Origin of the sequence: Pseudomonas sp. DP-17 (assembly GCF_022380625.1) — a bacterium.
Lineage (GTDB): Bacteria > Pseudomonadota > Gammaproteobacteria > Pseudomonadales > Pseudomonadaceae > Pseudomonas > Pseudomonas nitroreducens_A.
This window is the reverse complement of the sequence record NZ_JAKSXG010000004.1, coordinates 180,838-195,111: the sequence shown is the minus strand read 5'-3', so window position 1 is coordinate 195,111 and position 14,274 is coordinate 180,838. Positions and strand designations below refer to the sequence as shown.

The following is a 14,274-nucleotide window of genomic DNA, read 5'->3' as shown; positions in this document are numbered from 1 at the left end:
TTCGCCCTGCGCGGTCAATGCCGCTGCAGAAATTCCGCCGCTCAGGCGGAGCCGAACTGGCGCCTGCCGATCTCGTAGAGCTGCTCGAACTGCAACGACGGCATCGGCTTGGCGAACAGGTAGCCCTGCCCTTCGGTGCAGCGCTCGGCGCGCAAACGGTCGCGCTGGGCGGAGGTTTCGATGCCCTCGGCGATGGTCTCCAGGTCGAAGCTGCGGGCCATGTCGAGGATCGCGCGGATCACCGACAGGTCCTGCTGCGTCTCCAGCATGCCGATCACGAAGGTGCGGTCGATCTTGATGCGGCTCAGCGGGTAGGTCTTGAGCAGGCTGAGGGAGGCGTAGCCGGTGCCGAAGTCGTCGAACGCGATGCCGACCCCATAGGAACGCAGGCTCTGCAGGGTACTGAGCACGCTGTCGTCGTGATTGAGCACGATGTTCTCGGTGATCTCCAGCTCCAGCGCTTCCGCCGGCAGGCCGTGGCGTTCCAGTGCTTCAAGCACCTGGGTGACCAGGTTGCCCATGCGGAACTGGGCGCCGAACAGGTTCACCCCCATGCGCAGGTCCGGAGCACCATTGCGCCGCCAGTAGGCAGCCTGGGCGCAGGCTTCATCCAGTATCCAGGCACCGACGATGGCCGCCAGCGGCCCGCCCTCCAGCGATGGCAGGAAAGCTGCCGGCGACAGCAGGCCGCGCTGCGGATGCTGCCAGCGGATCAGTGCCTCGGCCCCGCGCAGGGAGCCGTCGCGCAGGCTGACCTGAGGCTGGTAGAACAGCAGGAACTCGCCATTGGCCACGGCACGATGCAACTCCATGCCATAAAGATGCCGTGCCGCCGCTTCCATCTTCAGCGCCGGAAGGAACACGAAGGCGTGACTGCGGCCGCTACTCTTGGCCTTGAACAGCGCAAGATCGGCGTCGCCCACCAGCTCCAGCGCTTCCTGGGCGTGCAAGGGCGCCAGCGCCACCCCGCAGCTGGCGGCCACTCGCACTTCATGGGCCTCGATGACGATGGGCTCGGCGATACTGGCGATCACGGCCTGGGCCAAGCGCATGGCGTGCTCCGGCGAAAGCAGGTTGGGCTCGAGGATGGCGAATTCGTCTCCGCCGATCCGCGCGACCGTGGCGTCCGCCGTGGCCAGCCGGTCCAGTCGTTCGGCCACCTGCCGCAGGATGCCGTCCCCCACGGCATGGCCAAGAGAATCATTGACGTCCTTGAAACCGTCCAGGTCGATCATCAGCACCGCCGCCGGCCGGGACTGCACCAGCACCTCCTCGGTGCGCCGGTAGAACTGGCCGCGATTGGCCAGTCCGGTGAGCACGTCGACGCAGGCCAACTGGCGCAACGCTTCTTCTTCCCGGTGGCGGGCGGTGAGGTCCTTGAGCACAGCCTCGAACTTGAGTTTGCCCCGCTCCGACCAACTGAACAGGGTCAGGCCGAGGGACACTTCCGAGCCATCCTTGCGCAAGCCGGTGATTTCTCCCGGCACGGCCATGCCGTCCAGGGAGGTGGCATCGCTGGCCCCGCTGATCAGACTGCGAAAGGACTGGCGGCTGCGCTCGGGCAACAGCAGTTCAAAAGCCTGTCCGCTGCCCTCGGCGAGATCATAGCCAAACAGGTTGGCGGCGGCCTCGTTCCAGGCGCCGATCTCACCCCAGCAGTCGAACCACACGACCGGCGTCGGCGACGTGCCGGCGTACTCCTCGAACAGCGGCCGAGTGCGCGCCGAGGCAACCTCGATACGCCTGAGCTCGAGGCGGTCGGCAGCCATTCGCGCCAGCTCCTTCAAGCGCTCGCAATCATCCCGACTGAAGTCTTCATGGGGCTGGCTATCGATGATGCACAGGGCGCCCAATGGCTGACCTTCCACTGACAGCAGCGGCACCCCGGCATAGAAGCGCACGCCATTGACCGCGGTCACCAGGGGGTTGTCATGGAAACGCTCATCGCGGCTGGCATCGCCCACCACCATCACGCCGTCCTGGGCGATGGCATGGGCGCAGAAGGACACGTCGCGTCCCATGTCCACTTCGCCGATACCGGTGGCGGCGGCGAAGAACACATGGTCACTGCCGATCATGTTCACCGCCGCGACCGGCATACCGAACATGCGCACGGCAATCTGCACCACCGGGTCGAGGCTCGGCAGCAGGTTTTCGTCGTCGAATCCGTAATCGGAGAGCGCTGTCAGGCGCTCGCTTTCGTTCGGCAACGTCACGGGACAGCGCATGGGGGAAACCTCCCTTTTTCCTCATTTCTCCCTTTACCGATGCGCAGAAGAATAGTTCCACTTTTCAAAAATGGACGGCGGCCCACGAGCGCAGGGGCCGAGCGGTCATTTGCAGCACTCCACGGTGTAGCGTTTTTCTCCATCGACCTCTCGTATCTGCAGCCCATGGACGTCGGAGTCAAAACCGGGGAAGTTGCGCTCGAAACTCTGCGCGAAGGCCAGGTAGTCGAGTATCGAGCGGGTGGATTCGGTGAACCGCTCCCCCGGCATGATCAGCGGTATACCTGGCGGATATGGCACCAGCATCACCGCCGCGACACGACCTTCCAACTGATCGACAGGCACCGCCTCGACTTCGCCGCGCACCAGCTGCGCATAGGCCTCCGCCGGGCGCATGGCGATTTCCGGCAGCACCGTGTACATGCGCTTCATCGCCTTGGCGGTGGCATGGTCCCGGTAGCAGCGGTGCAACTCGTCGCACAGGTCGCGCAGGCCCATGCCCGCATATCTCGCGCCCCCCGCCTGGGCAACGCTGGGCAGCGCGTCCGCCAGCGGCTGGTTGGCATCGTAGCTGCGCTTGAACTCCAGCAACTCGGTGACCAGGGTGCTCCACTTGCCCTTGGTCACCCCCATGGAGAACAGCACGAGGAAGGAGTAGAGCCCGGTTTTCTCCACCACCAGCCCACGCTCCCAGAGGAAGCGGCTGACCACCGCGGCGGGAATCCCGCGCGAATCGAGACGCCCGCCGGCGGTAAGGCCCGGCGTGGCCAGCGTGACCTTGATTGGGTCGAGCAGCACGTAGTCTTCCACCGCGTCGCCGAAGCCATGCCAGTCGGCGTTGGGCTCGAGCACCCAATCGCGGGTCTTCACCTCATCGGTGCCCTCGACACCCGGCGGCTGCCAGACGCTGAACCACCAGTCATCCTCGGCGAGGTTCTGCTGTACGTTGGCCAGGGCACGGCGGAAGCTCAGGGCTTCGTCGAAGGTTTCCTGGATCAGCGAGCGGCCCGCCGGGCCCTCCATCATCGCTGAGGCCACGTCCAGCGAGGCGATGATGCCGTACTGCGGCGAGGTGGAGATGTGCATCATGAAGGCTTCGTTGAAGCGCGCCTGCTCGAAGCGCCGCGCACCGGCATCCTGCACGTGGATCATCGAGGCCTGGCTGAAGGCCGCGAGCATCTTGTGCGTGGAGTGGGTAGTGAATACCAGCGGGCCGCTGTCATCGCGACGGGTGCCCATGCCATAACGGCCGTCGTAGAACTCGTGGAAAGCCGCGTAGGCGTACCAGGCCTCGTCGAAATGCAGCACCTCGACGCTGCCCCCCAGTGCCTGCTTGATCATCTGTGCGTTGTAGCAGAGGCCGTCGTAGGTGGAATTGGTCACCACTGCCAGCCGCACCTTGGGCTCGCGGCCGCGTGCCAATGGGCTGGCCTCGATCTTGGCGGCAATGGATTCGCGGCTGAACTCCGACAGCGGGATCGGCCCGATGATGCCCAGCTCGTTGCGCTCCGGCGTCAGGTACAGCGGGATGGCACCGGTCATGATGATCGCATGGAGGATGGACTTGTGGCAGTTGCGGTCCACCAGCACCAGGTCGTCGCGGCAGACCATCGAGTGCCAGACGATCTTGTTCGCCGTGGAGGTGCCGTTGATCACGAAGAAGGTGTGGTCGGCGCCGAAGTTGCGCGCGGCGCGGGCCTCCGCTTCGGCGAGCGGGCCAGTGTGGTCGAGCAGCGAGCCCAGTTCGGGCACCGAGACGGAGAGGTCCGAACGCAGGGTGTTTTCCCCGAAGAACTGGTGAAACGCCTGCCCCACCGGGCTCTTGCGATAGGCGACACCGCCGCCATGGCCGGGCGTGTGCCAGGAGTAGTTGGACTGCGCGGTGTGCTCCACCAGCGCGCGGAAGAACGGCGGCAGCAGACCCTCCAGGTACTTGCGCGCGGCGCGGCTGACCTGGCGGGCGAGGAAAGGCACGGTGTCTTCGAACAGGTAGAGGATGCCGCGCAGCTGGTGCAGGTCGGCCATGGACTCGGCCGGTGCGTTCTCGATGGTCATCTGCTCGCCCAGGGCGAAGATCGGCAGCTGCGGTGCGCGCACCCGGGCCATGCGGATCAGTTCCACCACGTCCTGCAGAAGGCGCTGGTTCTCCCCCGCCCCCTCGGCGGCGACCAGGATGCAGGCCAGCCCATGGTGAGTCGAGGCGACGATGCGCCCCTCGGCGGAGCTGGCAGTGGAAAGGATGCTGAAGCCGTCCTGCTCCAGCTCCCGCGCAATATCCCGCACCCGGTCGCCGGCCACGGTATCGGCCTTGATGTCGCGGTGAACGATGAGGATGGGGAATTTTAGATCTTTGTACATTGTGAACCCCTGAAAGGACGTACGACTGGCGTCGATCCTCTCCAGAGTATGGGCTCACGGAATGTAGGGGAATGCGCCCGGCTGACAGCTGTAATAAAACGTCGCGTGGCTGACAGGTGCGTTCACCTCGAGCGCCTGGCTCTGGCGACTGTTCGCAGAAATGAAAAAGACCCCTGTTCGGGGCCTTCTTCAAGCAGCGCGGAGGATCACTCCTTCGGCGCTTCCATCTGCGCCCACAACGACGGGCCGCCAGCGGACTTCTCGATCACCGCCAGGCGCGCGATATGCGCTTCGATCTCTTCATCGGTGGCACGGATCACGCGGGTCAGCGCGCGGTCCGCCGCCAGGCGACGGATCGCCGTAGCAGCAGCACGGCCGCTGCCGTCACCCTCGGCGCCGTTGCCAGCCAGCGACAGGCTGGTCTGGCCACCGGTCATCGCCAGGTAGACGTCGGCTAGAATCTCGGCATCGAGCAAGGCGCCGTGCAGGTCACGGCCGGAGTTGTCGACGCCATAGCGCTTGCACAGGGCATCGAGGTTGTTGCGCTGGCCCGGATGGCGCTCGCGGGCCATCAGCAGGGTATCGAGGATACTGCAGTAATCGGCGACGTCCGCGCGCTCGCTCTGTCCCAGCAGGGCGAATTCGTTGTTGATGAAGCCAACGTCGAACGCCGCGTTGTGGATGATCAGCTGGGCGCCCTTGATGAACTCGAAGAAGTCATCCGCCACTTCGCGGAAGCGCGGCATGTCCTTGACGTATTCATTGGTGATGCCGTGGACCGCGATGGCGCCCTCGTCGATCTCGCGATCGGGCTGCAGGTAGACATGGAAGTGCCGGCCAGTGAGGCGACGGCCTTCGAGCTCGACGCAACCGATCTCGATGATCCGGTGGCCGTCGGTGACCGGCATACCGGTCGTTTCAGTATCGAGTACGACGCTGCGCATTCTCTGTGAAACCTTCTTGCGGTTGATGCGCCCGGAGCTTTCCGGGCGCTCATGATTCTCAGCGCGGCAGTTCGCTCACGCCACGGTTGGCGAGCATGTCGGCGCGCTCGTTGCCGGGGTGGCCGGTGTGGCCGCGCACCCAGCGCCACTCGACATTATGCCGGTTCACCTGCTCGTCCAGCGCCTGCCACAGGTCGGCATTCTTCACCGGCTGCTTGGCGGCGGTCTTCCAGCCGCGCTTCTTCCAATTGACCATCCACTCGGTGATGCCCTGCATGACGTACTGCGAGTCGGTGACGATGCGCACGTCGCAATGCCGCTTGAGCGCAGCCAGGGCCATGATCGCGGCCATCAGTTCCATGCGGTTGTTGGTGGTTTCCGCCTCGCCGCCCCACAGTTCGCGCTCGGCGCCCTTGTAGAACAGCACGGCGCCCCAGCCACCCGGACCCGGATTGCCCTTGCAGGCGCCGTCGGTGTAGATCTCGACTTTCTCTTCGCTCATTTGGCTCGCTTTCAGGACTCGGAATCGCGGCGACTGACCTTGGCCACCGGCAGCGGCACCAGTTGGCCGCGCGGCTCGCGACGGGGCTGACGCAGGGGCCGCAGACCGACCACCAGCTTGCGCGCCACCAATAGATAGAAGCCGGCGCCGGAGCCCTGCAGGACGGGGCCCCAGGTCTCCATGCGGGCCAGGCGGCCCTGCCACTTCGCCGATGCAAGCGGCGGACGATAACACCCGAAGCGGCGTTTCTCCAGCGCGAAGCCCAGCAGGTTGAGCCAGTCGCAGACCCGGTTCGGCGAGATGCAGCGGGCGCGGCGCAGGGCGTCGCGGGCGAAATAATGGCGGATGCCCCAGGCACTCCAGGGATTGACCCCGACCACCAGCAGGTGTCCACCCGGACGCACGCTGCGCGCGGCTTCGCGCAACAGGCGGTGCGGCGACAGGCAGAAATCCAGGCCGTGGTGCAGCAGCACCACGTCGGCGGCATGCTCGCCCAGCGGCCAAGCCGCCTCGTCGCAGGCGATCTCCACGCCGGGCAAGGGTGGCCCGAGGCGCACGCCACGCTGGATATTGCCGACGCTGGCCGGCAGCTGCGCATGCGGTCCGTAATGCACGAGGTAACCGCCGAAATAGCGCTCCAGCTCGTCGATCAGCAGTTGCTGCTCTTCGGCGAGCATCATCCCGCCGATCGGCCCGGACAGCCAGTGGCGGGCCTGGTCGATCAGCTCGAGCCAGTCGGCATCCGCCTGGGCGAAGGGTTCTTCAATCATCACTACCCCCTGTGGGACAGCGCGACACAAAAGTGCGTATCCGCACTACTATGCGCCAATGCCCACCACTTGGCGACTTTCCACCCATGATACAGATAGATGCTCTGCCCGCCTTTTCCGACAACTACCTCTGGCTGTTGCAGGATGTGACCCGCCGCGAATGCGCGGTGGTCGATCCGGGTGACGCCGCGCCGGTCGAGCGATGGCTGCAGGCCCATCCCGGCTGGAAGCTGACCGATATCGTCATCACCCACCACCATGCCGACCACGTCGGCGGCGTCGCCCGCCTCAAGGCCGAAACCGGCGCCCGTGTACTGGGCCCGGCGGGGGAAAAGATTCCCGGGCGTGACGTGGCGCTGGAGGATGGCGACCGTGTCGCAGTGCTCGGCCTGGAGTTCGAGGTCATCCACGTGCCCGGCCATACCCTCGGCCACATTGCCTATTTTCATGCAACGAACCGCCATGACGATGAAAGCCTGCCACTGTTGTTCTGCGGCGACACTCTGTTCGCCGCCGGTTGCGGCCGACTGTTCGAAGGCACGCCGGCACAGATGCATGCGTCGCTGAGCCGTCTGGCCGCCCTGCCCGGCCACACCGCCGTGTACTGCGCCCACGAATACACCCTGAGCAACCTGCGCTTTGCCTGTGCAGTCGAACCGGGGAACCCGGAAGTCCTCGCGCGCTTCGAGGAAGTCAGCCGCTGGCGCGAACAGGGGAAGATCAGCCTTCCTTCTTCCATTGCTTTAGAGCGGGCGACGAATCCTTTCCTTCGCGTGTCGGAAACATCCGTTAAGAAAGTCGCCGACGAGCGGAACGGCCAGCAAATCCGCACGCCGGAAGAGGTCTTTGCGACCATTCGCCGCTGGAAGGATCAGTTCTGAGGGCTGGCGAAATCTTGACCAGGATGGGCCCGGTTTCTAGAATCGCCGAAATTTTTGCCCCGGACATAGTCATCAGCCAATGCCGCCCAAGACCAGAAAGACCTCCGATCTAGACGCATTGGCACGCGCCATCCGAGTCTCCATTGTCCTGCTCGCGGCGGGCCTGGCGGGTTGCCAGTCGACCCAGCAGACCGCCAGCGACAGCCAGGTCCGCAGCGCTTCCCGCGCCGTCGACGTGCAGTTCAACCCAGCCTGGAACCAGGCCCAGAACGATATCTGGGAACGCATGCGTGGCGGCTTCCAATTGCAGGACCAGCTCAATACCAACCCGCGTATCGAACGTCAGCGCCTGTGGTTCATGAGCAACCAGTCGTTCCTGGAAAACGCCAGCGAGCGCGGTGCGCCATACATGCACTACGTCGTCGAGCGCCTGGAAGAGCGCGATATGCCGCTGGAGCTGGCGCTGCTGCCGATGATCGAGAGCTCGTACAACCCGATGGCCGTGTCGCGCGCCCAGGCCGTTGGCCTGTGGCAGTTCATCCCGAGCACCGGCACGCACTTCAACCTGCGCCAGACCAACTTCTATGACGGCCGTCGCGACATCACCGCGTCGACCAACGCCGCGCTGACCTACCTGACCCGCCTGCACGACATGTTCAACGGCGACTGGCTGCTCGCGCTGGCCGCCTACAATGCCGGTGAAGGCACCGTCAGCCGCGCGATCGAACGCAACGAGCGTCTCGGCCTGCCCACCGACTACTGGAACCTGCCGCTGCCGCAGGAAACCCAGGACTATGTGCCCAAGCTGCTGGCCCTGTCGCAGCTGGTGAATGCCCCGACCATCTACGGCATCAACCTCAGCCCGATCGCCAACCAGCCCTACTTCACCTCGATCCGCGTCAAGCCGGGCCTGGATCTCTCCCAGGTCGCCGCGGTCGCCGACCTGGACCAGGACGAACTGCAACAGCTCAACCCAGCCTTCAAACGCGGCGTGACCCTGGACGGTCCGCACCACCTGCTGGTGCCGCTGGCCAAGGCCGACTCCCTTAAAGCCGGGGTCGCGAACCTGCAGCCGGTCGAACTCAAGCCGCTGGCAGCAACCGTGGCCAGCTCGGGCAGCCGCTACCGTGTACGCAAGGGCGATAGCCTGCACAGCATCGCCCAGCGCTACCGCCTGAGCGTGGCCGAGCTCAAGGCAGCCAACCGCCTGAGCGCGAACCGCCTGCGCAACGGCCAGACCCTGGTCATCCCCGGCCAGCCCGGCCGCCCGACCATCGAGCCGGAAAGTCCGCGCCAACTGGCACAGGTGGAAAGCTCGAAGACCGTCGCCAGCGCCCGCGTCGCCACCCGCAGCTACACCGTGAAGAACGGCGACACGCTGTGGAGCATCGCCAAGAAGAACAGCGTCGCGGTCGCGGACCTCAAGCGCTGGAACGGCCTGGACAGCCATGGCGTCAAGCCCGGCCAGACGCTCAAGCTGCAGAGCGCCGCTGCCACCCAACTGGCTTCCAGCAGCAAGAGCAAGGCCAAGCAGGACACCGCGACCTACTACAAGGTCAAGCAGGGCGACTCGATATCCATGATCGCCAAGCGCTTCAACGTCGAGACGCAACATATCCAGCGGTGGAATCCGCGCACCGGCAAGGCCCTGAAGCCCGGCCAGACGCTGACCCTGTACCTCGGCACCGCCAGCCGCTGAGTTTCAGCCTGCGCCGGGGCGCACAGCCCCGGCCGCATGTCTTCTGGCAGCACGGACAAGCTGCTACTGTACGACGCAACTCCCCTTCAGCCAGCCAGGATCGGATCCTACGCCTGATGCGTCGCTTGTCTCTGATGCTCCTGGGACTTTTCCTGGGCCTTCCCGCCTCCGCCCAGATCACCGAGAGCCACGGCTACGCCCAGTTCGGCGACCTCAAGTACCCGGCCAGCTTCGATCATTTCGACTGGGTCAACCCCAAGGCTCCGAAGGGCGGCGTGCTGCGGCTGATGGGCCTGGGCACCTTCGACACGCTAAACCCCTACACCTTCAAGGGCAGCCCGCCGGTCAGCACCGCGGACTTCCTGCAGTACGGCGTCAGCGAGCTTAACGAGCCGCTGATGGTCGGCACCGGCCTGTACGACCCCTCTGGCGACGAACCCGCCTCCAGCTACGGCCTGATCGCCCGCAGCGTGGAGTACGCTGAAGACCGCAGCTGGGTGGTGTTCAACCTGCGTCCGGAAGCTCGCTTCCACGACGGCAAGCCCATCACCGCCTACGACGTGGCGTTTTCCTACCGCACGCTGCTCAAGCATGGCCACCCGATGTACCGCACCAACCTGCAGGAAGTGCAGCGGGTCGACATCCTCTCGCCGCAGAGCATCCGCTTCGTCTTCAAGCGCCACGACAACCCGCTGCTGATCCTGCGCCTGGGTGAGATGCCGGTGCTACCGCAGCACTACTGGAAAGGCCGCGACTTCCAGGCCACAACTTTCGAACCGCCGCTGGGCAGCGGCCCCTACCGGATCACCGAGGTGGTGCCGGGGCGCCGTCTGGTGTTCGAGCGGGCCAAGGACTGGTGGGGCAAGGACCTGCCAGTAAACCGCGGCAAGTACAACTTCGACCGCGTCGAGGTGGACTTCTACCGTGACGCCGGTATCGCCTTCGAAGCCTTCAAGGCCGGCGAGTTCGACATCTACATCGAGCACCAGGCGAAGAACTGGCGCAGCAACTACCGCTTCCCGGCGGTACGCCGTGGCGACGTGGTGAAGGCAGAAATTCCCCACCAGATCCCCACCCAGACCCAGGCGCTGTTCCTCAATACCCGCCGCGCGACCTTCGCCGATCGTCGCCTGCGCGAGGCGCTGGGGATGATGTTCGACTTCGAGTGGACCAACCGCGCGCTGTTCAACGACGCCTATGTACGCGCCAGCAGCTACTACCCCAACAGCACCTTCGCCGCCACCGCCGTCCCCCAGGGCCAGGAATGGCTGCTGCTTTCGCCGTATCGTCAGCAGTTGCCCGAAGCGCTGTTCAAGCGTCCTTTCACGGTGCCGGTGACCAAGGGAGCCGGCATCCCGCGGGAAACCCTGCGCCATGCATTGGGTCTATTGGGCGAAGCCGGCTGGAAGCTCTCCGGCGACCGCCTGCTGGACGCCAACGGCAGGCAGCTGCGCTTCGAGATCCTGCTGGTCAACCCCAGCCTGGAACGCATTCTCCAGCCGTATCGCGAGAACCTCGCCAGCATCGGCATCGATACGAGCTTGCGCACCGTGGACCGTGCCCAGTACAAACAGCGTCTGGACCAGTTCGACTACGACATGATTCTGATGACCCTGCCCCAGACCCTGAGCCCCGGCCTCGAACAATGGCAGTACTTCCATTCCAGCCAGGTGGCGGTGAAGGGCAGCAAGAACTATGCGGGCATCGCCAACCCCGTGGTGGACGCGATGCTCGAGAAACTCCTCGGCGCCACCGACCGCGACCAGCAGGAAGCCGCGGCGCGCGCCCTGGACCGGGTGCTGCTGTGGCAGCACTACAGCATTCCCAACTGGTACCTGAACAAGCACCGACTGGCGTACCGCAACCGCTTCGCCTTCGTCACCACGCCGCCCTACACGCTGGGTCTGCGAGCCTGGTGGCAAAAAGACCAGGAGAAAACCCTATGAAAAGCCCCCGCCGCGCCGCGCTCTGCGCCGGCCTGTTGCTGGGACTGCTGGGCAGTGCGCAGGCCGCGCCGCAGCACGCCATCACCCTGTATGACGAGGCGCCCAAATACCCGGCGAACTTCAGGCACTTCGACTTCGTCAATGCCGATGCGCCCAAGGGCGGTACGCTGCGCCTCTCCGATTTCGGCGGCTTCGACAGCCTCAATCCCTTCATCGCCAAGGGCAACTCGGCCCCGCAGATCAACCTGATCTACGACACCCTGACCTTCCACTCCCTCGACGAACCCTTCACCGAGTACGGCCTGCTCGCCGAGAAGATCGAGAAGGACCCGGAGCACCGCTTCGTCCGCTACTACCTGCGCCCGGAGGCGAAGTTCCAGGACGGCACGCCGGTCACCGCCGAAGACGTGGTGTTCACCTTCGAGACGCTGATGAAGGACGGCGACCCCATGTACCGCAACTACTACGCGGACGTCGACAAGGTGGTGGCCGAAGACAAGCTGCGCGTGCGCTTCGACTTCAAGCACGGCGACAATCGCGAGCTGCCGCTGATTCTCGGCCAGTTGTCGATCCTGCCCAAGCACTGGTGGGCCAGCCGCGACTTCAACAAGACCAACATGGAGCCACCGCTGGGCAGTGGCCCCTACCGCATTGCCAAGGTCGAGGCCGGCCGCTCGATTCGCTATGAGAGGGTCAAGGACTGGTGGGGCAAGGACCTTCCGGTGAACCGCGGCTTCAACAACTTCGACGCCGTGGTGGTGGAGTCCTACCGCGACCTCACAGTGGCCCTGGAAGCCTTCAAGGCCGGGCAGTTCGACTTCAATGACGAGCGCATCGCGAAGAACTGGGCGACCGCCTACGATTCGCCCGCCGTGCGTGACGGCCGCATCGTTCGCGAAGAGCCGGTGAACGGCAACCCGTGGGGCATGCAGGCCTATGCCTTCAACATCCGCCGCCCGGTGTTCCAGGACCCGCGCGTGCGTGAAGCCATCACCAACCTGTTCGACTTCGAGTGGACCAACAAACAGCTGTTCTTCAGCTCCTACCTGCGCGATGGCAGCTACTTCGAGAACTCCGAGATGGCCGCCAAGGAGCTGCCCGACGCGGAGGAGTTGAAGATCCTCGAGCCGCTGCGCGACAAGCTGCCGCCAGAGGTCTTCACCCAGGTCTACGTGCCGCCCACCAGCGACGGCAGCGGCATCATCCGCGAGCAGAAGCGCAAGGCCTACCAACTGCTGCTGGACGCCGGCTACAGGATCGAGAACGACAAGATGGTCGGCCCCGACGGCAAGCAGCTGAGCTTCGAGTTCATGCTCGCCCAGGCCGACTTCGAGCGCGTACTGCTGCCCTTCAAGCGCAACCTCGCCGAACTGGGCATCGACATGCAGCTGCGCCGCGTCGACGTCTCGCAGTACATCAACCGCCTGCGCTCGCGGGACTACGACATGATCGTCAGCAGTTGGCCGCAGTCCAGCTCGCCCGGCAACGAGCAGCGCGAATTCTGGCACTCCAGCAGCGCCGACAAGCCCGGCAGTCGCAATTTCATCGGCCTCCGCGATCCGGGCATCGACGCCCTGGTGGAGGGCCTGATCAACGCCGGCTCCCGCGAAAGCCTGGTGCGCCACGCCCGCGCCCTCGACCGCGCCCTGCTCTGGGGCCACTACGTGGTGCCCAACTGGTACCTGGGCAACTGGCGTATCGCCTACTGGAACCGCATCGCCCACCCGGAAAAGCTGCCGCCCTACAGCTACGCCCTGCAGACCTGGTGGCAGGCCCGCGACAAGGCCGTACCGACCCATACGGATGCCAAGGCCGCGAGCGAAACGCCGGCTGACGGCACCGTCGCCCAAGGGTCCAACTGATGCTGGCCTACATCCTGCGGCGCCTGCTGCTGATCATCCCCACCCTGTTCGGCATCCTGCTGATCAACTTCATCATCATCCAGGCCGCCCCCGGCGGCCCGGTCGAGCAGATGATCGCCAAGCTGGAGGGCTTCGATGCCGCCAGCGGCGGCGCCACCGGGCGCATCTCCGGCGGCGGCGGTGAAGTCGCCTCCGCTGGCACGCACTACCGCGGCGCCCAGGGTCTGGACCCGGAGCTGGTGAAGGAAATCGAGAAGATGTACGGCTTCGACAAGCCGGCCCCCGAGCGCTTCTGGATCATGCTCAAGAACTACGTGCACCTGGACTTCGGCCAGAGCTTCTTCCGCGACGCCAAGGTCACCGACCTGATCGTCGAGAAGCTGCCCGTGTCCATCTCCCTGGGGCTATGGAGCACGCTGATCATGTACCTGGTGTCGATCCCGCTGGGTATCGCCAAGGCGGTGCGCCACGGCAGCCATTTCGACGTCTGGACCAGCTCGGCAATCATCGTCGGCTACGCCATCCCCGCGTTCCTCTTCGCCATCCTGCTGGTGGTTCTGTTCGCCGGCGGCAGCTACTGGGACTGGTTCCCCTTGCGCGGGCTGACCTCCAACAACTTCGACGAGCTGACCTGGGGCGGCAAGGTCCGCGACTATTTCTGGCACCTGGCACTGCCCATCACCGCGCTGGTGATCGGCAACTTCGCCACCATCACCCTGCTGACCAAGAACAGCTTCCTCGACGAGATCGGCAAGCAGTACGTGGTCACTGCCCGCGCCAAGGGCTTGACCGAACGCCGCGTGCTCTACGGCCACGTGTTCCGCAACGCCATGCTGCTGATCATCGCGGGCCTGCCGTCAGCCCTGCTGGGTATCTTCTTCACCGGTTCTCTGCTGATCGAGGTGATCTTCTCCCTCGACGGACTGGGACTGCTGAGCTTCGAGGCGGCACTGAACCGCGACTACCCGGTGGTATTCGGCACGCTGTTCATCTTCACCCTGTTCGGCCTGATCATGAAGCTGGTCAGCGACGTCCTCTACACGCTGGTCGATCCGCGCATCGACTTCGAGAACCGGGAGTAATC

General features: G+C 65.0%; 10 protein-coding genes. 5 read left to right on the top strand and 5 right to left on the bottom strand.

The window, feature by feature from the left end:
• Positions 1 to 41: 41 nt before the first annotated feature.
• From MJ122_RS10270 to MJ122_RS10250, 5 genes are all read right to left on the bottom strand, one after another.
• Positions 42 to 2,228 carry an EAL domain-containing protein gene (locus MJ122_RS10270; protein WP_239744081.1) on the bottom strand — a complete coding sequence of 729 codons (2,187 nt, stop codon included), beginning with the start codon at positions 2,226 to 2,228 and terminating at the stop codon, positions 42 to 44.
• A gap of 105 nt (positions 2,229 to 2,333) precedes the next feature.
• Positions 2,334 to 4,586 (bottom strand): arginine/lysine/ornithine decarboxylase, encoded by a 2,253-nt coding sequence (locus tag MJ122_RS10265; RefSeq protein WP_239744080.1) that lies wholly within the window; start codon positions 4,584 to 4,586, stop codon positions 2,334 to 2,336.
• A gap of 206 nt (positions 4,587 to 4,792) precedes the next feature.
• Positions 4,793 to 5,530, bottom strand: coding sequence for a DNA polymerase III subunit epsilon (gene dnaQ / locus MJ122_RS10260; protein ID WP_088417448.1), 738 nt, complete (start codon positions 5,528 to 5,530; stop codon positions 4,793 to 4,795).
• A gap of 58 nt (positions 5,531 to 5,588) precedes the next feature.
• Complete coding sequence (gene rnhA, locus MJ122_RS10255) at positions 5,589 to 6,032, bottom strand: ribonuclease HI (protein ID WP_017519541.1); 444 nt, start codon at positions 6,030 to 6,032, stop codon at positions 5,589 to 5,591.
• A gap of 11 nt (positions 6,033 to 6,043) precedes the next feature.
• On the bottom strand, positions 6,044 to 6,799 hold the full coding sequence (locus MJ122_RS10250) for a methyltransferase domain-containing protein (protein ID WP_026079125.1): 756 nt from the start codon (positions 6,797 to 6,799) through the stop codon (positions 6,044 to 6,046).
• Between the two features lie 89 nt (positions 6,800 to 6,888).
• On the opposite strand from MJ122_RS10250, the gene gloB reads away from it, so the two are divergent.
• The 5 genes from gloB to MJ122_RS10225 all read left to right on the top strand — a co-directional run bounded on the left by gloB (position 6,889) and on the right by MJ122_RS10225 (position 14,272).
• A complete protein-coding gene (gene gloB, locus MJ122_RS10245) occupies positions 6,889 to 7,683 on the top strand; it encodes a hydroxyacylglutathione hydrolase (protein WP_088417449.1) in 795 nt (264 codons plus the stop codon).
• Between the two features lie 79 nt (positions 7,684 to 7,762).
• Positions 7,763 to 9,382, top strand: a complete 1,620-nt coding sequence (locus MJ122_RS10240; protein WP_088417450.1) for a LysM peptidoglycan-binding domain-containing protein — start codon at positions 7,763 to 7,765, stop codon at positions 9,380 to 9,382.
• 116 nt (positions 9,383 to 9,498) lie between these two features.
• Positions 9,499 to 11,328, top strand: coding sequence for an extracellular solute-binding protein (locus MJ122_RS10235; RefSeq protein WP_239744079.1), 1,830 nt, complete (start codon positions 9,499 to 9,501; stop codon positions 11,326 to 11,328).
• Positions 11,325 to 13,190 carry an extracellular solute-binding protein gene (locus tag MJ122_RS10230; protein WP_239744078.1) on the top strand — a complete coding sequence of 622 codons (1,866 nt, stop codon included), beginning with the start codon at positions 11,325 to 11,327 and terminating at the stop codon, positions 13,188 to 13,190. The genes MJ122_RS10235 and MJ122_RS10230 overlap by 4 nt, the downstream gene beginning before the upstream one ends.
• Positions 13,190 to 14,272: a microcin C ABC transporter permease YejB gene (locus tag MJ122_RS10225; protein ID WP_017519547.1), complete on the top strand. Its 1,083-nt coding sequence runs from the start codon at positions 13,190 to 13,192 to the stop codon at positions 14,270 to 14,272. Before MJ122_RS10230 ends, MJ122_RS10225 begins: the two co-directional genes overlap by 1 nt.
• Positions 14,273 to 14,274: the final 2 nt, after the last annotated feature.

Bases quoted from the DNA above. Each gene is read 5' to 3' on its own strand.
- dnaQ (WP_088417448.1), bottom strand. From the start codon at position 5,530: ATGCGCAGCGTCGTACTCGATACTGAAACGACCGGTATGCCGGTCACC.
- MJ122_RS10270 (WP_239744081.1), bottom strand. From the start codon at position 2,228: ATGCGCTGTCCCGTGACGTTGCCGAACGAAAGCGAGCGCCTGACAGCG.
- MJ122_RS10230 (WP_239744078.1), top strand. From the start codon at position 11,325: ATGAAAAGCCCCCGCCGCGCCGCGCTCTGCGCCGGCCTGTTGCTGGGA.
- MJ122_RS10240 (WP_088417450.1), top strand. From the start codon at position 7,763: ATGCCGCCCAAGACCAGAAAGACCTCCGATCTAGACGCATTGGCACGC.
- rnhA (WP_017519541.1), bottom strand. From the start codon at position 6,032: ATGAGCGAAGAGAAAGTCGAGATCTACACCGACGGCGCCTGCAAGGGC.
- MJ122_RS10225 (WP_017519547.1), top strand. From the start codon at position 13,190: ATGCTGGCCTACATCCTGCGGCGCCTGCTGCTGATCATCCCCACCCTG.
- MJ122_RS10265 (WP_239744080.1), bottom strand. From the start codon at position 4,586: ATGTACAAAGATCTAAAATTCCCCATCCTCATCGTTCACCGCGACATC.
- gloB (WP_088417449.1), top strand. From the start codon at position 6,889: ATGATACAGATAGATGCTCTGCCCGCCTTTTCCGACAACTACCTCTGG.
- MJ122_RS10235 (WP_239744079.1), top strand. From the start codon at position 9,499: ATGCGTCGCTTGTCTCTGATGCTCCTGGGACTTTTCCTGGGCCTTCCC.